General features: G+C 55.4%; 20 protein-coding genes. 17 read left to right on the forward strand and 3 right to left on the reverse strand.

Going from position 1 to position 21,873, the window contains the following annotated elements; translation table 11 throughout:
* Positions 1–443: 443 nt before the first annotated feature.
* Genes K0H81_RS16685 through K0H81_RS16695 form a run of 3 tightly spaced genes read left to right on the forward strand, consistent with a single transcriptional unit; the run spans position 444 to position 4,856 of the window.
* On the forward strand, positions 444–1,109 hold the full coding sequence (locus K0H81_RS16685) for an ABC transporter ATP-binding protein (protein WP_220059060.1): 666 nt from the start codon (positions 444–446) through the stop codon (positions 1,107–1,109).
* Positions 1,102–3,657 carry an ABC transporter permease gene (locus tag K0H81_RS16690; protein WP_220059061.1) on the forward strand — a complete coding sequence of 852 codons (2,556 nt, stop codon included), beginning with the start codon at positions 1,102–1,104 and terminating at the stop codon, positions 3,655–3,657. The genes K0H81_RS16685 and K0H81_RS16690 overlap by 8 nt, the downstream gene beginning before the upstream one ends.
* Positions 3,654–4,856 (forward strand): lipocalin-like domain-containing protein, encoded by a 1,203-nt coding sequence (locus K0H81_RS16695; RefSeq protein WP_220059062.1) that lies wholly within the window; start codon positions 3,654–3,656, stop codon positions 4,854–4,856. The genes K0H81_RS16690 and K0H81_RS16695 overlap by 4 nt, the downstream gene beginning before the upstream one ends.
* Positions 4,857–4,892: 36 nt before the next feature.
* Here K0H81_RS16695 and K0H81_RS16700 read toward each other — a convergent pair whose 3' ends face one another.
* On the reverse strand, positions 4,893–5,402 hold the full coding sequence (locus K0H81_RS16700; protein WP_258406322.1) for a cytochrome b/b6 domain-containing protein: 510 nt from the start codon (positions 5,400–5,402) through the stop codon (positions 4,893–4,895).
* A 444-nt stretch (positions 5,403–5,846) separates the two neighbouring features.
* On the opposite strand from K0H81_RS16700, the gene K0H81_RS16705 reads away from it, so the two are divergent.
* From K0H81_RS16705 to K0H81_RS16755, 11 genes are all read left to right on the forward strand, one after another.
* Positions 5,847–6,116 carry a chaperone NapD gene (locus K0H81_RS16705; RefSeq protein WP_011867001.1) on the forward strand — a complete coding sequence of 90 codons (270 nt, stop codon included), beginning with the start codon at positions 5,847–5,849 and terminating at the stop codon, positions 6,114–6,116.
* Positions 6,113–8,596 carry a nitrate reductase catalytic subunit NapA gene (gene napA, locus K0H81_RS16710; RefSeq protein WP_220059063.1) on the forward strand — a complete coding sequence of 828 codons (2,484 nt, stop codon included), beginning with the start codon at positions 6,113–6,115 and terminating at the stop codon, positions 8,594–8,596. Before K0H81_RS16705 ends, napA begins: the two co-directional genes overlap by 4 nt.
* Before the next feature lie 58 nt (positions 8,597–8,654).
* Positions 8,655–9,386: a ferredoxin-type protein NapG gene (gene napG, locus K0H81_RS16715; protein WP_220059064.1), complete on the forward strand. Its 732-nt coding sequence runs from the start codon at positions 8,655–8,657 to the stop codon at positions 9,384–9,386.
* Entirely contained in the window at positions 9,383–10,282 is a 900-nt protein-coding gene (gene napH / locus K0H81_RS16720; protein ID WP_220059065.1) for a quinol dehydrogenase ferredoxin subunit NapH, read from the forward strand. Before napG ends, napH begins: the two co-directional genes overlap by 4 nt.
* On the forward strand, positions 10,279–10,701 hold the full coding sequence (locus K0H81_RS16725) for a nitrate reductase cytochrome c-type subunit (protein ID WP_144204387.1): 423 nt from the start codon (positions 10,279–10,281) through the stop codon (positions 10,699–10,701). Before napH ends, K0H81_RS16725 begins: the two co-directional genes overlap by 4 nt.
* A gap of 431 nt (positions 10,702–11,132) precedes the next feature.
* Complete coding sequence (locus K0H81_RS16730) at positions 11,133–11,417, forward strand: hypothetical protein (protein ID WP_220060908.1); 285 nt, start codon at positions 11,133–11,135, stop codon at positions 11,415–11,417.
* A 56-nt stretch (positions 11,418–11,473) separates the two neighbouring features.
* Positions 11,474–12,070, forward strand: a complete 597-nt coding sequence (locus K0H81_RS16735; protein WP_220059066.1) for a glutathione S-transferase family protein — start codon at positions 11,474–11,476, stop codon at positions 12,068–12,070.
* A 107-nt stretch (positions 12,071–12,177) separates the two neighbouring features.
* Positions 12,178–12,675, forward strand: coding sequence for a P-loop nucleotide/nucleoside kinase family protein (locus tag K0H81_RS16740; protein WP_220059067.1), 498 nt, complete (start codon positions 12,178–12,180; stop codon positions 12,673–12,675).
* Positions 12,676–12,765: 90 nt separating this feature from the next.
* Positions 12,766–13,209, forward strand: coding sequence for a GNAT family N-acetyltransferase (locus tag K0H81_RS16745; RefSeq protein WP_258406468.1), 444 nt, complete (start codon positions 12,766–12,768; stop codon positions 13,207–13,209).
* A 585-nt stretch (positions 13,210–13,794) separates the two neighbouring features.
* The gene (locus tag K0H81_RS16750) at positions 13,795–14,133 is read left to right on the forward strand and encodes a hypothetical protein (RefSeq protein ID WP_220059068.1); all 339 of its coding nucleotides are present in this window, start codon (positions 13,795–13,797) and stop codon (positions 14,131–14,133) included.
* Positions 14,134–14,257: 124 nt separating this feature from the next.
* Positions 14,258–15,697, forward strand: a complete 1,440-nt coding sequence (locus tag K0H81_RS16755) for a DUF8370 family protein (RefSeq protein WP_220059069.1) — start codon at positions 14,258–14,260, stop codon at positions 15,695–15,697.
* Between the two features lie 397 nt (positions 15,698–16,094).
* Here K0H81_RS16755 and K0H81_RS16760 read toward each other — a convergent pair whose 3' ends face one another.
* Positions 16,095–16,505: a VOC family protein gene (locus K0H81_RS16760; protein ID WP_220059070.1), complete on the reverse strand. Its 411-nt coding sequence runs from the start codon at positions 16,503–16,505 to the stop codon at positions 16,095–16,097.
* Between the two features lie 218 nt (positions 16,506–16,723).
* Between K0H81_RS16760 and K0H81_RS16765 the strand changes: the two genes are divergently transcribed.
* Entirely contained in the window at positions 16,724–16,984 is a 261-nt protein-coding gene (locus K0H81_RS16765) for a DUF5062 family protein (RefSeq protein WP_011867010.1), read from the forward strand.
* 121 nt (positions 16,985–17,105) lie between these two features.
* The gene (locus K0H81_RS16770; RefSeq protein WP_220059071.1) at positions 17,106–19,712 is read left to right on the forward strand and encodes a cation-translocating P-type ATPase; all 2,607 of its coding nucleotides are present in this window, start codon (positions 17,106–17,108) and stop codon (positions 19,710–19,712) included.
* Here K0H81_RS16770 and K0H81_RS16775 read toward each other — a convergent pair.
* Positions 19,678–20,550: a universal stress protein gene (locus tag K0H81_RS16775; RefSeq protein ID WP_220059072.1), complete on the reverse strand. Its 873-nt coding sequence runs from the start codon at positions 20,548–20,550 to the stop codon at positions 19,678–19,680. The genes K0H81_RS16770 and K0H81_RS16775 overlap by 35 nt on opposite strands.
* Positions 20,551–20,672: 122 nt before the next feature.
* Between K0H81_RS16775 and K0H81_RS16780 the strand changes: the two genes are divergently transcribed.
* Positions 20,673–21,866 (forward strand): cation:proton antiporter, encoded by a 1,194-nt coding sequence (locus K0H81_RS16780; RefSeq protein ID WP_220059073.1) that lies wholly within the window; start codon positions 20,673–20,675, stop codon positions 21,864–21,866.
* The last annotated feature ends 7 nt before the right edge of the window (positions 21,867–21,873 follow it).

Consider the following 21,873-nt stretch of genomic DNA (forward strand, 5'->3'; position numbering starts at 1 on the left):
CACGAAAGACTCTGCTCTTCAAATAGTGAAAACTTGCTAACTTCATGATGAACCAGAAAAATACTTGCTCATTAAATCACCTTGCCCATCGACAATCAACCAGTTAGCACGATCTTTACCTTTGGTCGAACACTCGATTAAACAGGTGAAAAATAAGCCGCTTTTCACCAGCCCCTGAGCCGCCATCTGAAAGTGAAAATTCAACATCAAGCGCATGAGATTTCACGACGATAGATCCTTTGCTCAAGGCGCTGCGTAAGTAATAAGTATAACCCTGTCTATTGGCTCTGGTTGGCGGTTGCAATCTGCTATCGATAGGGTTATCAATGGGTTTAATGGGCTATTGATTTAATGGGCTGTGGCTTCAATGAACAATGGCTTTAATGGAAAGCCTGCCGCAAGCCAACTTCAGCGCTTGGGCGATCAAAGGATAAGGACTGGCAATGACGAGTGTCGCGACCCTGAGCGAGATCTCAAAGGGCTTTAACGACGGCGATAAGTTTCACCTGGTGCTGGACAGGCTCGACCTAGAGCTCGCCCTCGGCGAAACGGTTGCCCTCACAGGCCCGAGTGGAAGCGGCAAGAGCACGCTACTCAATATCATCGCCGGATTCGAGCGCCCCAGCAGCGGTACCCTCACCCTATTAACCCAAGATACCCGAACCTGGGACGACAGCCGCTGGAGCCAGTTCAGGCATCATCAGCTGGGCGTCGTCTTCCAGCAATTTAACCTGCTCACCCCGCTCAATGTCGAAGACAACATCGCCTTTCCCCTGCACCTTCAGGGAGACGGCTGGAACGCCTGGTGCGATCATCTGGTCGACGCGCTCGGGCTAAGGCCCCTGCTCAAGCGCCATGTGGAGGCCCTGTCTGGCGGTCAACAGCAAAGGGTGGCCATCGCCCGGGCCCTGGCCCACAAGCCGGCATTATTGCTGGCGGACGAGCCCACGGGCAACCTGGATCAGACCACCAGCCTGGAGGTGATGGCGCTTATCTGCGCCCTGGCCGCCGAGCACGACACCAGTATCTTAATGGTGACCCACTCCATGGAGTGCGCCGCCTTCATGCAGCGCCGCTGGCACCTGGATCTTGGTCGGGTACATGAGTAGCCTAGTTGTTAACAGTCAGGCCGACGACGGCGCGAAGGCGCTGCTGCGCGCCACCCGTCTCACCCTCAGGGTATTCGCCGCCCACTATAAGAAGGCGCCGCTGCAGGCCGGGGCGATACTGATCGGCATAGTGCTGGCGGTCACCCTGCTGACCGGCGTCAGGGCCACCAACGAGAGCGCCATCGACAGCTATGGCCAGGCCAGCGAGCTACTGAGCGGCCAGGCCAGCAATCTTGTCACCCCGCTACCGGGCAAAGTTCTCTCTGAGAACCTCTATTTTGATCTCAGGGCCCAAGGGTTCCACCACAGCCTGGCGGTGCTTCAAGGCTCTGCCTTGGATAGCGCCCAGCATCGCTGGCAAGCCACAGGCAGCGATCTTATCGCCGCCCTCTCCGCCTTAGCGCCAAACAGTAAAAACAAACCGCAAACAGACGAGCCATCAGATAGCAAGATGCCCATGAGCGGCCCCCTGCCCCTAGCGGCCATGCTGGCGGGCGAGCCAATAGTGGTGATGAGTGAAACTAACGCCAAACGATTGCCAGAGCCCTGGCTTAGCCTCAATGGCATGCGTCTGAAGGTGGTGGCAGTCGATGAGAGTTACCAGCTAGGCGATCGCCTGCTGATGGATATCTCCCTGGCCCAGCAGCTACTGGGCAAGCCGGGCGAGCTTAGCTATATCGCCCTGTTTGACTCGCCGAGGGAAGATCAACAGCAGCTTCTTACATCCTTACTCACCGGCCGGGGCGAACTGGTAGAGAGCGACAACGGCGAGGCGATGAAGGCCCTCACCAACAGCTTTCATCTCAACCTCACCGCCATGAGCCTGCTAGCCTTTATCGTCGGCCTGTTTATCGCCTATAACGGCGTGCGCTACAGTCTGCTCAAACGCAAACGGCTGATCATCCAGCTGCAGCAACAGGGCGTGCGCCGCGCCGCCATCATGTTCGCCCTTGGGCTGGAGCTCACCCTGCTGGTGCTGCTGGGCTCACTCATCGGCTTCTTCCTCGGGCTACAGCTGAGCTTCTGGTTGCAGCCTATGGTGTCTGTCACCTTGGAGCAGCTCTATGGCGCCAACATACTGCCGGGAAGCTGGCGCTGGCAGTGGCTGGCCCAGGCTAGCCTGCTGACCCTGAGCGCCGCCCTGCTGGCCTGTGGCTCCCTGTTGAGGGAGCTGCTCAATCAGCCCCTCGCTCAGAGCAGCGGCCAGCTCAGTCAGCAGCGCAGCAGCCAACTGGCGCAGAATCGCCTCATGCTATTGGCCTGCCTGCTGGGCATCATGACCCTTATCCTGATGCCGCTCAGTCAGGACTACCGATTCACCATGGCGCTGCTGGGTCTGGTGGTGATCGCCATCCCCCTGGCCCTGCCCTATCTGCTCAGGCAGCTCATCGGCCTGCTACAGAGAATCAGCCCCAAGGGGCTTATCGGCTATCAGATCAGCGAGACCCGGGAGCTGCTGGCGCCGCTGTCGCTGGCCATGATGGCTATGCTGCTGGCGCTCACCGCCAATATAGCCATGAACAGCCTGGTGGGGAGCTTCGAGATCACCCTCAAGCAGTGGCTGGACGCCAGGCTCCATGCCCAGCTCTACCTGCGCCCGCCCGCCAGTCAGATGGCCGAGGTGGAGAAGGCGCTGAGCCAGGCCCCCGAGGTGACCGGCCTCTACAAGCAATGGCTGCTCAAGAGTCACTACCAACAGACGCCCATCTTCCTGCTGACCCGGGATCCCTACTCTATTGAGCACACCACCATCATCAAGCAGGCGAGGCCGGATCTGTGGCGAGATTTTTTCTCGGCCGATCCCGAGACTAAGCCACTCGCCCTGGTCAGCGAGCCCTTCGCCTTCAAGCAGGGTAAGCAGCTGGGCGATAAGATACAGATAGCGGCCCTGGGCGAGACCGAACTCACCATAGGCGCCATCTATTATGATTATGGTAATCCCTACGGCGAGGTGATCATCCCGCCATCTCTGTGGCGCAGGGCTAACCTTGGCGAGACGCCCTTGAGTCTGGCCCTCACCCTGAGCGCTGATGTGACCGGATTTAGCCAGCAGATCCAGACACGCTTCCAACTGCCAGACGCGCTGGTCTACAGTCAGGAGAAGATCAAGGCCCAGGCGATCACTATGTTCAAGCGCACCTTCTCCATCACCCAGGTGCTTAACAGCCTGACCCTGATGGTGGCCGCCATCGGCCTGTTCAGCGCCTGTTACATGTTGACTCAGGCACGCCTGGCACCTATCGCGCGCCTCTACGCCCTGGGGGTCAATCGCCGTCAGCTGGTGTGGCTGGTGGTTGGCCAGATGCTGCTCATGGTGCTACTCACCTGTCTGGTGGCCCTGCCGACGGGCGCCCTGCTGGGGTATCTGCTGATCCATAAGGTGACCCTACAGGCCTTCGGCTGGACCATCGCCATGGTATGGGACTGGCTCGCCTACCTCGAGCTGGTGGGGCTGGCGCTGCTGGCCAGCACGCTGGCACTCGCCTTCCCCCTCTATCAACAAACCAGACGCCCCCTGGTGTCGAGCCTGCAACGGGAGGTCATATGACGCGCCGGCAACACCTTGGAATGATCGCGCTACTGCTAACGGCCCTCCTACTACCTGGCCTTATGCTGCTGGGCTGCGATTCGCCCAAACCGGAGTCTAAAGGCATGGGGGATCTTATGGGCTCAGGAGAAGGAACAGACACAGACGCAGAGCAAAGTGGTTACGCCAAAGTGCTCCCGGGAAAACCGCTCAGCTTCCCTAAAGATCATCTGGCCCACGACGACTTCCGGCAGGAGTGGTGGTATCTCACCGCCAACCTCACCACAGACACGGGCGAGTCGCTGGGGCTGCAATGGACCCAGTTTCGCATCGCGCTCTCACCTAATTCACTCGAGTCACCACAGTCTCCTGGCACAAAAGAGTCGCCGACTTCAGAAACGCCAAAACCAGAGAAGCCAGAGAAACCAAAGCCAGAAACATCTTGGGCGACCAAGCAGCTCTACATGGCCCACAGCGCAGTCACCACGAGTAAGATCCATAAGGCAAGCGAGCGCTGGTCTCGGGCGCATCCCAAGCTGGCAGGGACAAAAGCCTCACCGCTCAGCATAGCCCTGGATGACTGGCGCTGGCAGAGCGAAGGAGACGATCTGTTTCCGGCGACACTAACGGTTAACAGCGACGACTTTAGCTATCAGTTAACACTGAGTAGCGGCGCGCCGTATCAGCGACAGGGGGATGAGGGCTACAGCATCAAGAGCGCGGATGGCGAGGTGGCCTCCTACTACTACAGCCAACCCTTCATCGCGATCACCGGTAGTGTCACCCTGGATGACAAGGTTCAAAGGGTCAGGGGGCAGGGTTGGCTGGACAGGGAGTGGAGCTCGCAGTTTCTCACCCGTCAGCAGCAGGGCTGGGACTGGTTCGCCCTGCGCCTCGACGATGCCTCTACCCTGATGCTGTTTCAGCTCAGATCACAAGAAAGGAACTTTTACAGTGCGCGGCGCATGTTCGCCGACGGCAGCGGCCGCAACATAAAAAGCAGTGGCATCACGATGAAAGCGACTGAGTGGCAGAAGATAGACGGGGTCAACTACCCCATCGCCTGGCAGATAGCCATCCCCAGCGAACAGTTAAACCTCAACATCTCGCCCCTTAACCCCGCCAGCCTGATGCCGCTGAGCGTACGCTACTGGGAAGGGCCAATACAGGTGAGCGGCTCCCATCGAGGCGAAGGCTATATGGAGCTGACTGGCTACTAGCTCTAAGTGCTCCCTAGCGAAATGGGGAAAATCTGACTAAGGCAGCGGCCTGCGTTTCTTGTCGGTCCACATGGCCCGCACCAGATTCTCCCTGTGGGCTAGGCTGCCGACAATCACCCCGGCGATATGCACCACAATCAGCGTCAGGCTAACGTTGGCGAAGAACTCATGCACCTCCTCCAGCGCGCCATCGGGACAAGTGGCTACAAAGGTGGCGGCCAGCGGGCCATGGCCTGTGGTGGCGTAGAGCGCCATGCCGGTCAGCGCCGTCAGCGAGACGCAGACAATCAGCGCAACTATCATCAGGCCGCCGGCGGGATTATGGCCAAGATAATCTTTGGCCCTGGCGGCAAAGAGCTGCTTGAGATACTCCATCGCCAGGGCCGGAGGCCTGACGAAACTGCTGAATCTGGCATTGCGCGTGCCCACCAGCCCCCAGACAATGCGCAGCGCCAATATACCTAAGATGATATAGCCGCCGTAGCTGTGCACCAGCATCCATTCATCCTCAGCCTCGGTGAGATAAGTCAGGGTAAACAGCAGCATTAAGGATCAATGAAACAGACGAATGTACAGATCCCATACGGGGATCTCCCGCGTATTTTCCTGTGTCATAGCGAGCTCCCTACAGGGCAAAACTCAAATCACTAAATTAGTGCTAGCCCAACTAAGCTTGGGCTTTCGCCGCAGGGGCAGCTATCACCTTCGCCCCTCTTTCGGTTATACGCCCCGATGTCAAATTGAGCAAATTAACGACTGTTAAGGTGTTTGAAACCTTAAATTGTCCAGCCCTAAAAACTGTTTAAATTTCGAACTGAGAGGCAGGTCACACGAAAAACTTTGATCTCGATCTACAAAAGCTCCAGTTACCTCTCAAGAGGTATACCCCTATCAAAAGCAAGGATTAGACTGAATCCTATCCTAATGCGGCCAAGTCCCTAAATATCGCCAATATCCCGGGAAGCAAGGCCGCCACAGAAGGGTTAACCCATGACACAGGAATATCATGTGACCAGCCTGGTGGTACACGCCGCCCCCGGCCAGGTCGCAAAAGTTACAGAGGATATCAACGCCCTTGCGGGCGCCGATATTCACGCCGTCACCGACGAGGGTAAGTTCATCATTACCCTGGAGGGGGCCACCCAAGGTGCGATCCTCGATAACGTCGAAGCCATCAACGCCCTTAGCGGGGTGTTATCAAGCAGTCTTGTCTATCACCAAGTTGAACCAATAGAAGAAAAGAGTGAGGAAACACCATGAGCATTAGCCGTCGCGAGTTTCTAAAAGCCAACGCCGCAGTTGCCGCTGCGACCACGGTTGGCGTCACTCTGCCAGTGAAGATCGTTGAAGCCGCTGAGCAGAATGACAACATCAAGTGGGATAAGGCCCCCTGCCGTTTCTGCGGCGTGGGCTGTAGCGTTTTGGTCGGCACCAATAACGGCAAAGTCGTTGCCACCAAGGGCGATCCAGAAAGTCCGGTCAACAAGGGCCTTAACTGTATTAAGGGCTACTTCCTGTCGAAAATCATGTACGGTAAAGACAGGCTAACCACGCCGCTGCTGCGCATGAAGGACGGCCAGTATGACAAAGAGGGTGAGTTTACCCCGGTCAGCTGGGATAAGGCCTTCGACACCATGGCCGAGAAGTGGAAAAACACCCTCAAGACCAAGGGCCCAACCGCCGTCGGCATGTTCGGCTCTGGCCAGTGGACAGTATGGGAAGGCTACGCCGCCTCTAAGCTACACAAGGCTGGTTTCCTCACCAACAACATAGATCCAAACGCCCGCCACTGTATGGCCTCTGCCGTAGGTGGCTTCATGCGTACCTTCGGTATCGACGAGCCTATGGGCTGTTACGACGACCTAGAAGCCGCCGATCAGTTTGTGCTCTGGGGCGCCAACATGGCCGAGATGCACCCGATCCTATGGGCACGTCTGTCAGACAGCCGCCTTAGCAAGCCAAACAGCCGCGTGCATGTGCTGTCGACCTTCGAGAACCGCAGCTTCGATCTCGCCGACAACCCTATGGTGTTCCGCCCTCAGTCTGATCTGGTGATCCTCAACTTCATCGCCAACTACATCATTCAGAACGGCGCGGTAAACAAGGAGTTCATCAGCAAGCACACTAAGTTTGCCCTGGGCACCACAGATATCGGCTACGGTCTGCGTCCAGATCATCCGCTGGAGAAGAAGGCCAAGAACCCAGGCAATGGCAAGTCTACCGCCATCAGCTTCGACGAGTACGCCAAGTTCGTCAGCACCTACACCCTGGAATATGCCGCCAAGATGAGTGGCGTCGAGCCTGAAAAACTTGAGACCCTGGCCAAGGCCTACGCCGATCCAAGCGTGAAGATCATGAGCCTGTGGACCATGGGTATCAACCAGCACGTACGTGGTGTGTGGGCCAACAACATGCTCTACAACATCCACCTGCTGACCGGTAAGATAGCCACCCCAGGTAACAGCCCCTTCTCGCTGACGGGTCAACCATCAGCCTGTGGTACCGCCCGTGAAGTGGGTACCTTCGCCCACCGTCTGCCGGCCGACATGGTTGTGGCCAATCCTAAGCACAGAGCCGTCACCGAGAAGCTGTGGCAGCTGCCGGAAGGCACGATTCCGCCTAAGCCCGGCTTCCACGCCGTGCTGCAGAGCCGTATGCTCAAAGATGGCAAGCTCAACTGTTACTGGACCATGTGTACCAATAACATGCAGGCCGGCCCTAACATCAACGATGAGATCTATCCTGGCTTCCGTAACCCAGACAACTTCATCGTGGTCTCGGATCCTTATCCAACGGTTACCGCCATGGCCGCCGACCTGATCCTGCCGACCGCCATGTGGGTCGAGAAGGAAGGTGCCTATGGTAACGCCGAGCGCCGCACCCATATGTGGCACCAGCAGGTGAAGGCACCAGAAGGCGCCAAGTCAGATCTCTGGCAGCTGGTTGAGTTCTCTAAGCGCTTCAAGGTATCAGAAGTCTGGCCCGCCGAGCTGGTGGCCAAGAAGCCTGAATACGCCGACAAGACGCTCTATGACGTATTGTTTGCCAACGGGGTGATCAACAAGTTCCCCACCTCTGACTGCAAGGGCGACCTGAACGATGAGTCTGAAGCCTTCGGCTTCTACCTGCAGAAGGGTATCTTCGAGGAGTACGCCCAATTTGGTCGCGGCCATGCCCACGACCTAGCCGACTTCGACACCTACCACGAGACCCGCGGCCTGCGCTGGCCTGTGGTCGAAGGCAAGGAGACGCTGCGCCGCTTCGTCGAAGGTAGCGACCCCTATGTCAAAGCCGGCGAGGGCTATAATTTCTATGGTAAGCCAGACGGTAAGGCGGTGATCTTCGCCCTGCCTTACGAGCCTGCCGCGGAAGAGCCTAACGCAGAATACGATCTCTGGATGTCGACGGGCCGCGTGCTCGAGCATTGGCATACAGGGTCTATGACCGCCCGCGTACCCGAGCTGTACCGCGCCTACCCAGATGCACAGATCTTCATGCATCCGGACGACGCCAAGGCCCGTGGTCTTAAGCGTGGTGATGAAGTGGTCGTGGCCTCGCCTCGCGGTGAAGTCAAGACACGTGTTGAAACCAAAGGCCGGAACAAACCGCCACGAGGCGTGGTATTTATGCCATTCTTCGATGCGCGCCAACTGGTCAACAAGTTGTTACTGGACGCCACGGATCCCCTCTCGAAAGAGACGGATTTCAAGAAGTGTCCGGTAAAAGTGATGAAAGCCTAAAGCGGTTCATCGAACCCTTTAATCGCTTGAGTCAAACATCAGATATGAAGAGCTAGATATGAGCCAGGTCAATCGCAATAGCAAAGCCAAGGGGGTCAACCGCCGCCAGTTCTTAGCCACTACGGCTAGGGCAGGCTGTGCCATGGGCCTCTTGGGATTGGGCGTCAGTGGGGTTGCCAAGCAATCCTCACACCTTGATCCTATGGCGATTCGACCGCCTGGCGCGTTAGATGAGCAAGATTTCTTGTCTGCCTGTGTACGCTGCGGACTCTGCGTACAGGCCTGCCCCTACGACACCCTGAAACTGGCACGCTGGTTTGAGGGTGCACCGACGGGCACGCCCTATTTCACGGCGCGCACTGTGCCCTGTGAGATGTGCGAAGATATCCCCTGTGTGAAAGCCTGCCCCTCTGGGTCGCTGGATCACGCCTTGACCAATATCGACGAGGCCAAGATGGGGATTGCTGTACTGATCGACGAGAAAAACTGCCTCAACTTCAAGGGCCTGCGCTGTGACGTCTGTTACCGCGTCTGCCCCTTGATCGACAACGCCATCACGCTTGAGCGGCAGCACAACCAACGCAGCGACCACCACGCCATGTTCCTTCCCACGGTCAACAGCGACACCTGTACCGGCTGTGGCAAGTGTGAACATGCCTGCGTGTTGGAAGAAGCGGCCATTAAGGTATTGCCTGCCCATATCGCGCTCGGAAAGACGGCAACCCACGATACCTATATCAACACCGAAGAGACCACGCTTGAGATGTTAAACAAGGGGCTCACACTATGACAAACGGCATGAGTAATACGAAGATGAAGACGCCAGGTGCGGCTCAGACACGTTTCGCTCAGGCGGCGATAGATGAACTCGGCTGGTGGCGCGCCCACAAGTTCCTGTTCCTGCGCCGTGCCAGTCAGCTGTGTGTGCTGCTCACCTTTGCCATCGGCCCCTGGATGGGGCTCTGGGTACTCAAAGGCAATCTCTCTTCCAGTGAGCTACTGGGCACTGTGCCCCTGTCGGATCCCCTTGTGACCCTGCAAGTGCTGATGACGGGACACCTACCCGAGACCGCGCTGCTTGTCGGCGCGCTGCTGATCGCCCTCTTCTACCTGCTTGCGGGTGGACGGGTGTTCTGCAGCTGGGTCTGCCCGGTCAACCTGGTCACCGACTGTGCGAGCTGGCTAAGGCGCAAGCTGCGTCTGCCCCGCACCGCTGAGATGCCTCGAGGCCTGCGCTACTACCTGCTGGCCCTGGTTCTGTTACTGCCCCTGGTCACAGGGATCACAGTATGGGAGTGGGTCAACCCAGTGCCTATCCTCTATCGCGCCCTGCTGTTTGGCGCCGGTAGCGGCCTGTGGATACTGGCGATGATCTTCTTGCTGGATCTTTTCATCAGTGAAAGGGCCTGGTGTGGTCACCTGTGTCCCACAGGCGCCCTGTTTGCCCTGCTGGGCAAGGCGAGCCCGGTCAAGGTATCTGCGGTCAATGCCAGTGCATGCGACAACTGCATGGATTGCTTCGAGGTCTGCCCAGAGCGGCAGGTGTTGAAGCCCGCCCTCAAGGGCGACAACCCCATGATAGTCGACAGCGATTGCACCCAGTGCGGCCGATGTATCGATGTTTGCGCCCAACGCGTTTTCCAGTATCAAAATCGAATTGCCCTAAAGGCGGAGAACAACCAATGAAAAAAGTACTCACTTTAGTCGCGCTGATGGCGCTAGGTGCCTGTTCCGGTCAGCAAAGCAAACCTGCGGCCGAACCCGTGAACATCAGTTCACTCGGAAAAGGCGAGATCACCGCGGTTCGCGCGGCCGACGAGATGCCGACCTATCCTAAGAAGGGTCAGGCCATCGAGCGTGGCTTCGTCCACCAGCCACCGCTGATCCCCCACAAGGCGGACTATCAGATCAGCATCAAGAAGAATGGCTGCATGACCTGTCACAGCCCAGAGAAGGCCAAGCGCATGAAGGCGACCGAGATTCACTCGTCGCACATCCTGGCCGACAACAAGCTCAACTATGAGTATTTCAACTGTACTCAGTGCCACGTGCCACAGGCGGAAAACAAGCAGAAGTTGGTTGAGAATAATTTCTCGAATCAATAAGAGGTGAAGTTTGGGTCTTTCAGACTTGAACGTTAGACGCTGCAAACAAAAAACCACCCGATATTGGGTGGTTTTTTATTGCCTGGCGGCAATGGTATTACGGTTTTTTACGGTAGGCGGCATTGTGACTTACTTGGTCAGTTTTAGTTCATACCTTCATGGCTACCTAACGCCTGCCCGGCGGGGATGTGCAAGCACTCTTTTGGCACGCCGAGGTTCCGTCCCTGGAGGCTTCACGGCGGCGTCCATGCCGCCGAGAGCCAAAAGTGTGCTTACACTCGTATCTAAACGTCTCTTCGATTTAACTTCATCTGTTTTAATTTAGGCAGATAGCTTGAATGCTCTTGGAATTTGCCAGGGCATTAAGTCCGCTTGATTTTTCCTATCTGACACCCATTTAAATTAAGACAATGAATTGATAGGTTAGGCAAATGGATCTTGTAGGGCGATTGGGTGGCTGGGAGCCGCTATTATGCTATTTCGTGGCGGGCTTTCTCTTTATCCTGCTTTTGTGGGGATTGGCTAGGCTAGTCGGCTGGACCAAGGGGATGCCCGCCGGGACCTACCTCGCCTTGGCGCTGTTCCCTTTAATTTCGCTGTTTCCCATACCGCCGAGTGAGATCAAGAAACTGCAGCGTATCAAACAAGAAGAGGTTAAACGGGAGCAGGAGTCTGGCGACCCGGCTGGCGATGATCCGCCCTCGGGTGCTTTGTAATTAGCGAGTTCAAAACAGCGTCTGTTTAGCAGGCGCGAATGGCATAAGGAGTATGTGTGAAAATCTACGGCGATCTGCAGTCTGGTAACTGCTACAAGGTGAAGTTGTTGTGCGCCCTGCTGGGCATTGAACATGAATGGATTCATGTGGATATTCTCGCGGGCGATACCGGCAATAGCGAGTTTCTGGCCAAGAATCCCAACGGCAAAATCCCCCTGCTCGAACTCGATGATGGCCGCTGCCTGTCAGAATCCAACGCCATCTTGAACTACCTCGCCGCCGGCAGCGAACTCCTCCCCCAAGACAGCTTTGCCCTCGCCAAGGTGCAGCAGTGGCAGTTCTTCGAGCAATACAGCCATGAACCCTATATCGCCGTGGCACGCTTTATCGCCAAATACCTCGGCTTGCCGGACGATCGCCGCGCCGACTATGAGTCGAAACAGCAAGGCGGCCACAAGGCGCTGGCGGTAATGGAAGCCCAGCTGCAAGAGACACCCTATTTAACCGGCGAGCAGCTGACCACGGCCGACGTCGCTCTGTATGGCTACACCCATGTGGCCCACGAAGGCGGTTTCGACCTTACCCACTACCCGGCGATTCAAGCCTGGCTTAAGCGCATCGCCGCGCATCCCAAGTATGTGGCGATGGCCTAATGTGACTGTACCTAGTGTGGCTGTGACCTAATGCGACTGTACCTAGTGTGGCTGTCGTTTATAGTGGCTGTGACCGAAACGGATAAGGGAAAATAAAGGGGCAACAGATGGCACATAAGGGAAAACTCTTCCTTTTCTGCGGCAAGATGGGCGCGGGTAAGTCGACCAAGGCGAGAATCATCGCCGATGAAAACGGGGCGCTGTTACTGTCGGAAGATGAATGGTTAGCGGCCCACTTCCCCAATCAGATCGAGTCGTTTGATGACTATATTCACTATGCAAGCCTCATCAAGCCCTTCATCAAAAACCATGTGGCGCGCCTGATAAACCTAGGCACTAACGTGGTGATGGATTTTCCCGCCAACACCCGCAAGCAGCGGCAGTGGTTTGTCTCGCTCTGCAACGAGCTAGCTTGCGAGCATCAGCTCATCTATCTGGATCTCAGCGATCAGCAGTGCCTGGCTCAAATAGACAAGCGGCGCCAGGAGCAGCCCGAGCGCGCCCGCTTCGATAACGAAGCCGTGTTCCGTCAGGTGACGCAATATTTTGAGCAGCCGACTGACGATGAGGGGCTGGATATATTGTTAGTCACACGGAATTACTAAGTTACATTAGAACTTTCCTTTTTATTTTAATAACTTAACTAAATTGCTTAACCAAACAACTTAAGCCCATGGCGCAAGGAGAACACTTTGATTCCAGGCTACAGCATCACCACAGACAAGGATGCGTTCGATTTCGATGTCATCTACGGCTTTATCTCCCAGAGCTATTGGGCCATGGGGATCCCCAAGGAAACCATGAAACGAGCCATTGCCAACTCCCTCTGTTTCGGGGTTTTCGATACTGATAACAAGCAGGTGGGCTTCGCACGCCTCATCACGGATACCGCCACCTTCGCCTACCTCGCGGACGTGTTCATCCTGCCCAGCCACAGAGGCAAGGGGCTGAGTAAGCATCTGATGGAGACCATTGTCGCGCATTCCGATCTGCAGGGGCTAAGACGTATCGTACTCGCGACGCGGGATGCCCACGGGCTCTATGCCCAATACGGATTTCAACCAATCGAGAATCCCGAGATTCTCATGCAGATCTGGCATCCGAATGTTTATCAGAGGGATCAGGTTACGGCCAACTAGGCCAATAGGTTTCGAGCGCCAGCTTGGAGGGGGAATATGGAGACACGTTGTAATTAGTGTCTGAGAAACTGAATATTAGCGCAAAGCTTCATGGTCATTGGCGAAGTGGATTTGAAGGTCGCACCTTCATGGCAATCTAACGCCTGCCCGGCGGGGGTTATGCAAGCACTCTTTTGGCACGCCGAGATTCCGTCCCTGGAGGCTTCACGGCGGCGTCCATGCCGCCGAGAGCCAAAAGTGTGCTTACACTCGTATCCAACGTCTCTTCGATTTGACCTAATTGAATGCCATTGAGACAAGTTATTCTTTTTAAGAAAAAAAACGTACAAAAATGTGACAGAGCTTGTTGATTGCTATCTGACAAATAGCTTAATGTGTAACCAATCAAGGACAGAGCTAGGCCAACTCGAATCAAACATCGACCACGCCATTCAGGGAATGAAAAAGCCTATCTCCACACGCCAATCAACTCCCTCAAAAAGTTAACTCTGCTCCCAGTTATTTACATGCTTGGTCTCCTACCTTACAAGGTAGCGAACCTTGCAAGGTCTCTCTAATAAATGGTTATACAAAAATAGGAATGCCATGAATCTGCGATATTTGATAGGTCTCTGTCTTTTCCTTGTTGGTTGTGACGGCGATGGCATCAAAGATAAGGACCCCGATGAAAGAATGGTTCGGGAAGCAATGTGTGCTGTAGCGTCAGAACGATTTCAGCTATACGACGAGGCAAAACGTCACCGGGCACACGGAATTGAGGCAGGACGAGTCCGCTTTAATAGAGACGGGACGCCGAACGATTTCACTGAGCAAATTCACAAAGTCAGGCCCATGATGAATAACTTATCTAAAGATTACAACGCCGAGTACTTAAAGACTCGATGTGATAAAAAAATTACGGTAGGTGAATTCAACAGTGCATAACAAGGCGCTCAAACATCGGCCACTACGTGGCCTAGACCTCCGTTACGGCGCTTTGCGACTTCTCTGCGGCCGTTTAGTGCGGCGTTAGGTTCTCGCAGCCCCCCAAATAATCAAGGATTCGAAAATGGGAAAAATAAAAAATCCAGCCACGATTTCGAGTGAATTCGGTATAGATGTAGCGGTTCTGGAGAGGCTTGGGGTTGTAAACGTACTGCTGAATACAGACACCTTGGTCTTTATAGATCCACTGTTATTGGAAGGAAGTGCTCACAAGGAGATTAGTGATGGGGCTTATCAATCTTATAGAGAGCGCTTTGAAAAAATCATCAAACTTTTATCCGTATCTAAAACAGTAGATGATGTTCCATGGCGTAATGCAAAAAGACTTTTCCATTTCTCAGAAATTAGCTGGACTTGTTTGGGCTATGGTACAACCGTTAAGGGATCTGGATTTGGAAAGGATTTAATCTCTAGCACACTGGATACTGCTTCTCAGATTGTCGCGCTTGGTGTGGATGATATAGATCTTTTTATGGCTTTAGCTTTATTCGAAGAAGGTATTGGGCCTGATCGAATCAGCGATATGACAACCAACATTATTCTGCCGAACTTGATTTCTTTTTCTGAGCGAGTCAATCAAACACTTAAAGTACCTACTAAACAATTTAAGGTCGGAGCCAATAACTATAATTTGGTAGTTAATCCGTACTCAGATCAACCATTAATCTTTGTGCCAAACGATATCGTGCGTGATTTGCCAATTGCTTCCGATTGGAGTGATATATCGAGAGTTGTCAGGGAAAATGAAGATCTTAGAGAGCGGGTCAATGGTCACGTTGGTGAAATCTGGGCAACAATGACTAAAAAGGATAAGCAGAGACTCAAAAAAGCTGCTCTCAGTAGCAAAGAAGCTTTCCAACAGGTCATGGATATGATTCTTGAGGTGGAACCCAAGCCATATGACTTTAAAAGTGACAGAAACGGTGAGTCATTTTGGACTGAGTTACTGAAGCAAATTCCCAAGGACTACCCCTACGATCTTTCTAACTATGCTGGAAGAAAACTAAGCGCAGAGGAAGTAGTAGAGATAGTTAACAAAATACTAAGTCAGTTCCAAGATTTGGTTGAGAACAAGGGTTTATGGAAAGAGCTTTGGGATGAAAATGGAAAGCCTAGAAAGGAGAAAGCGTCACAACGGCTTTTCTTCGCTGTTGCTTATAGTTATTGCAAGGCTAACAATATTGATTTAACACCAGAAGCAGATTCCGGTAATGGGCCTGTAGATTTCAAGCTCTCTCAGGGCTTTGACTCTAAATTGGTGGTCGAAGTTAAGTTGTCCAATAATAGTAGTTTGGTCCATGGATATGAAAAGCAATTAGAAATCTATAAGAAAGCTGACGACACAGATTTAGGTGTATTTCTAATTATCGACGTTGGCGGTATTGGGCAAAAATACGATGTAGTGCAGAAAATGAGAAATGACTTCATAAAAGAACATGGTAAAGCATCCGATATATGGTATGTCGATGGAAATCAAAAAGCGTCTGCAAGCAAAAGAACCTAACAAATTGCTGCACAAAAAAATTAACCTAGAGCTCACATATATAACTCTGTAGTTCTAACTCATTTTTGTCCAAAAAGGACTTAGCTTTTAGAAGATGATGGCTGCCAAGTGCGGCTGAATCGAAGAGATGGATAACTCAGTGTATGCGCGCTTTTGGCCCTCGGCGGCATGGATGCCGCCGTGGAGCGTATAGGGACATATCCACAGCGTGCCAAAAGAGTGCATGCATATTCCCCGCCGGACAGGCGATTGATAAACCATAAAGCTATGGTTCAAAGCTCCCACCCAAGTACCTAAGTCAGGTAGATGCAAAAACATCAAAATTAAGCAAGGGTTAACACTACAACGCGGTGATGGACACCAAACCAAAGGTAAGGAACAGTTCCATAGAGAGCGACTAAGGCTCTCCTTTAGCCAACTTCAACTCCACCACATTCCCCTCGGGGTCGTTAATATAGAGGGAGCGCCCAAACCCTTGGGCCCCATATCTTTTGGCAAAGCCTTCGGTCGCGATGCCCTGCTCACTAAGATAATCCAGCAAGGCCTGTTCCTCCATGGCCTCGATGAGCAGGCAGATATGGTCGACGTTGCGGCCATCTTGCTGCGGCGGCCCACCACCGAGTCGCCCCAGGGGGCTGTCGCAGGTGACGATATCGATGAGCGCATTGCCCGCACGCAGTTGAGTCAGCCCCTCCTCGGGAAGTTCTCGCTCGATGACGCAACCGAGCACGCCCCGATAGAAGGCCAGCATAGCAGGCAGATCTGTGGTGCGAAACACCAGATGATCAATCCCCAAGATCGCTAACATAGTCCCTCTCCTCTGATTATCTCCTGTGTTTATCTCCCCATGAGTATAGCCCGCCGCTAATTGTCACTGACAGTCGTGGCGAGCTAGTCTCGGCTAACCGTTTCGGCCAATAGTTGTAGCTAATATTTTTGGCCAAACGCCCACTCCGGGTAATTGGCGGTAGGCTTAAACGCAAAATTGGCGTAGCTTGTCATTATCAGGTTCCATGGAGATAGGTGATGAAACACGGTAAGCACGACGCACAGCTGTTAAAACTGGCCCTGGAGATTGGCGTTGGCTACGCCAAGAAACGTGGCTTCGCCGATTTCGATAAGGGGATCTCCCCCAAAGACAAGGTAGAGTGCATCTACCGCCTGCTGGTGCAAGATAAGCTGATCCAGCCTCTGGCGACCGACAAGGAGGATGGCCCCAACATGAAGCACAAGCTGATTTTGTGGATCCATCGCCAACTACCCGAGGAGCATCCCCTCAAGGAGTAAAATATCTCACTAAGCTCGAAGCCATTGATCTCTATCAAGCCTTAGGCCGATTCCCGGCAGCGAGGGCCGAGATGAGCTATAGATCTAGCATCACCTCAGCCTAACTGCACAAGGAGTTTTCGTGGCCGGGCCAGGACTATCGAGTCAAGCGGCGGCCGAGCGGCTGGAACAATATGGGCCCAATTGCCTGCCCAAGCCGGCAAGACTCAGCTTCATCCGCCTGTTTATTCTGCAGTTTAAGAGCGCCTTCATCTATGTGCTGCTCGCAGCCTTCATCGCCTGTCTGCTGCTCGGCCAGATCCTCAACGCCATCTTCATCTTCGCCGTGCTCATGCTCAACGCCATCATAGGCACAGTGCAGGAATACTCGGCCCAGCAGGCCGCCGACGCCCTGAGCAAGATGGTGCCCTCCCAGACCAAGGTGATCCGCGATGGCCACCCCAAGATGGTGGACAGCCTGATCCTGGTACCCGGGGACTATATTCTGCTGTCCAATGGCGATCGCATCGGCGCCGATATCAAGATCGAACAGCATAACCAGTTTAAGGTGGACGAGTCGGCCCTCACCGGCGAGTCTGTGGCGGTCAATAAGACAGATCTCGCCTTCGCCGGCACCCTGGTCACCCATGGGCGAGCCGAGGGCGAGGTGATCGCCACCGGTGCCCGCACCCAGATAGGTCAGATAGCCGATCTGGTTCGCCAGGGCGGTAGCGCCAAGCCGCCGCTGATGCAGCGTATCGAGCGCTTCACCCTGATCATCGCCATAGCCACCTTAATCATCATCGCCCTCATCTTCGGCCTGACATTGCTGCGGGGCGCAGATCTCTCCCAGGTATTCCTGCTGGGGGTCGCCCTGGCGGTCTCCGCTATTCCCGAGGGGCTACCTGCGGCCATCACGGTCGCCCTGGCCATTGGTATGAAACGCATGTCCCAGGCCAATGTGATCGTCCGCAAGCTGGTGGCGGTAGAATCCCTCGGCTCCTGCACCTATATCGCCTCAGATAAGACGGGCACCCTGACGGTCAACGAGATGACCATCAGCCAGATCAGCCTGCTCTCTGGTGAGCGCTATCACGTGGCGGGCACAGGGCTGACGCCCACTGGCCTGGTGCACAAGCATGGCCATGGGGTGCCAGTATCAACCGCGCGGGATCCCGAGCTATACCGCCTTGCCCTCACCGGCGTGCTGGCCAACGAGGCTCACCTCAGCTTCGAGGCCAGACAGAGCCATGCGGATCAGATGCATGCCGACGGCGACGGGGTAGATCTCGCCTTCCTGGCCCTCGGCTATAAGCTCAATCTCGAGATGGACAAAGCCAAGCAGCCACCACAGGAGCAGCTGTTTGCCTACGAGTCGGAGAACCAGTTCAGCGCCAGCATCAACCGGATAGAGGGGCGCTCCGTCATCTCGGTCAAGGGCGCGGTGGAGAAGCTGCTCACCATGTGCCAGCTGGATGCGCAGCAGACTCAGGCCATATTGGATGAGACCCACTGGCTGGCGCGCCACGGCTACCGGGTGTTGGCGCTCGCCAGCGGCGAGGTCAGCGACCCACACCATCCACTGGCAGGTCTGGATTTTCTGGGTTTAGTAGCCATGAGCGATCCCCTGCGGGAAGATGCCATCGAGGCGGTGGCCCTATGTCAGCAGGCACAGATCAAGGTAGCGATGATCACCGGCGACCACCCTGTGACCGCCCTGGCGCTGGCGCGTCAGCTCAAGCTGGCCAACGACCAAGATGGGGTGATCACCGGCGAGCAGCTCACCCAGGCCCAGCAGCAGAGTCTGGCCGAGTTCGACCATCTCATCGCCAGCCACAGGGTATTTGCCCGGGTACAGCCCAGGCAGAAGATGGAGATCACCGAGTCCTTGATCCGCCAGGGCGAATTTGTCGCCATGACGGGTGACGGGGTCAACGACGCCCCGGCGCTGAAGCATGCCCATGTGGGCATTGCCATGGGCCTCAAGGGCACGGATGTGGCCCGTGAGAGCGCCGATCTTGTGCTAACCGACGACCGCTTTAGCTCTATCGTCAAGGGGATCATCGAGGGGCGCATCGTCTACAACAATATCCGTAAGGTGATCTACCTGCTGATCAGCACAGGGGCCGCCGAGCTGCTGCTGTTTATCTTAAGCGTGCTGTTTGCTCAGCCTATCCCACTGTTTCCGCTGCAAATCCTCTGGCTTAACCTGGTCACCAACGGCGTGCAGGATGTGGCGCTGGCCTTCGAACCCGGCGAAGGCCACGAGATAGATCAGCCGCCGCGCCGCCCCAGCGAGCCCATCTTCGATCGCCTCATGCTGGAGCGGCTGATCGTCAGCGCTCTGTGGATGGGCATAGTGGCCTTCGGCCTCTTCTCTCTGGTGCTGGCCATGGGCAGCAGCGAGAACGACGCCCGTAACCTCACCCTGATGTTAATGGTGTTGTTTGAAAACGTGCACGCCCTCAACAGCCGCTCGGAGCGTAACTCGCTGCTGCGCATGCCCGTGCTGAGCAATCCGCTGCTGCTGTTTGGCATCATACTGGCTCAGGGCATTCACATAGGCGCCAGCTATACCCCTGGATTGAGTCAGGCGCTAGGCATTAGCCCTATCGGGCTAGGACAGTGGTTGATGCTGCTGAGCGCCGCCTCGACCTTGTTGTTCATCGATGAATATCACAAGCGTCTCTGGCGTCAGCAGCACAAACCTAAGGTTAGGCAGGCAACAGCTGATCGTCAGCTGGAATGATCAACACATTGCTGCGGATGCGGGTCAACATGGCCTCGGCGGTATTGCCTATGACCATGCCCATCAGCCCCTTGCGTTGGCGAGCGCCCATCACCAGATAGGCGGCCTTGAGGCGACAAGAGAGCTCGTAGAGGCAGAGATCGGGGTCGCCCGCCAGGAAGTGGACATGCTCCTGATGCAGGCCGATCTCGTCCAGCTGAGGCTGATACCTGTGATAGGCGTCCTTCACCAGGGTGCGGGTGTCGATAAGATCCATGTCTCGCAAGATCTTAGGCACACGTATGATATAGGCCAGATGCAGCTGGCAATCGAGGGCCTCGGCCAGCTGGCGACCATGCTGAATGACGCACTGGTTGAGTTTCTGCTTAATGGGGTTGTCGCTGCCCAGATCCACCGCCATCAACACGCTGCGGGCGCGCTGCAAGAGGTTGTCGCACAGCATCATCAGCGGGATGCGCACATGGCGGATCAGCTGCCAGTCCATCGGCAGATAATGGGTCTTGTGATGCACCGCCTTTACCATGAGGTCGAACCCATGACGAATGGAGTGATGACAGGCATGTTCGAACAGATCTTTGGTCCACACGCTATGCACGGCCACGTCTTCCGCCTTGAGCGCCTTGAGCTTGGCGGCGATCTCCTCGCTGCGCTGATTCATCAGGGCCACCTTGGCCGCCGCACCCAGCCTGGGGTTGTAGTACTCCTTACCCGCAAAGGATTCGTAGCTGTAGGCAAACACCTCAGCCTCCTTCTCCAGTTCCCTGGCCAAGGCGATCCCCGTCTCTATGGCATCGGCCTGCTGCTCGGCTTTCTGGGAAATAATAAACACCTTGTCCATGGTTTCCTCCTGTCGGCAAGTTTCCATTTGAGCTTAGTCACACTCCATGGGTTACGCCTTGATCTCGGTCATCAAAATGATCAAGATCACATTATCACCACTCTCGGGGAGTCGTGCCTGCTATGGCCATAGATAACTTTGTCTTGTCCCTGTGTTTGATCCTGCTGTTCGGCCGGGTGCTGGGCGAGGTCTTTAAGTGGCTGCAACTCCCGGCGGTGGTCGGCGAGATCCTGGCGGGGATCCTCATCGGCCCTAGCCTACTGGGCTGGATAGCCCCCCATGAGACCCTGGCGGTAATGGCCGAGCTGGGGGTGATGCTGCTGCTCTTTTCCATCGGCTGCGAAACCTCCATCAAGCACCTGTTTCAGGCGGGCAACAGCGCCGCCGGGGTGGCTCTGCTGGGCATCGCCCTGCCCGCCGTGGTCATCGGCTTGGTGTGCCTGCTCTACCTGGAACTGCCCGGCTTTACCGCCCTCTACCTGGGCTGCGCCCTGACCGCCACCAGCATAGGCATATCGGTCCGGGTGATGGCCCAGGCCAAACAGTCCCAGAGCCAGGAGGGTCACATCATCCTCGGCGCGGCGGTGATCGACGATATCGCCGGGGTGATCCTACTGAGCCTGTTGTTTAACTTTGCCAGCTCGGGTGAGGTGGGGCTGATCCCCAGCGGCCTGTTGATCCTCAAGATAGTCGGCTTCCTGCTGCTGGCACCGCCTATGGCACGCCTACTGCTGTATCTGTTTCGCGCCGTCAAACCCAAAGAGGAGGAGACAGGATACGAGGCGATAGTCACCATGATCCTCATCTGCCTGTTTGCCTGGCTGGCCCACGCCCTGCACGCCCCGGCCCTGCTGGGCGGCTTCGCCGTCGGCCTGGCGCTCAGTCGCCAATTTATCTCGCCGCTGAATCGCTATCTGCAAAACCCCTTCGCCTTCACCCACGAGATGGAGGTGGAATCTAAGCCCCTGGTGGATATCTTCGCCCCCATCTTCTTCGTCTACGTAGGAATAAGCCTAGATCTCAGCCAGATAGATCTCGGCTGGACCGGCCTATTTACCCTGCTGATGTTATCCTTGCTGGCGATAGTCACCAAGATGATGGCGGGGCTGAGGGTGCCAGGTCCCCTGCGCACCAAGGCGATTGTCGGCAGCGCCATGGTGCCAAGGGGCGAGGTGGGACTGGTGTTTGCCGAGATGGGGCTGCAGATGGAGATCATCTCGCCTAAGCTGTTTACCGAGCTGGTGCTAATCATCGCCATCACCACAATTGCTGGGCCGCTGCTACTCAAGTGGACGCTGGCGAAAGACGATAAATAGACAGTAA

Origin of the sequence: Shewanella halotolerans (genome assembly GCF_019457535.1) — a bacterium.
In the GTDB taxonomy this organism is placed as follows: Bacteria; Pseudomonadota; Gammaproteobacteria; order Enterobacterales; family Shewanellaceae; genus Shewanella; species Shewanella halotolerans.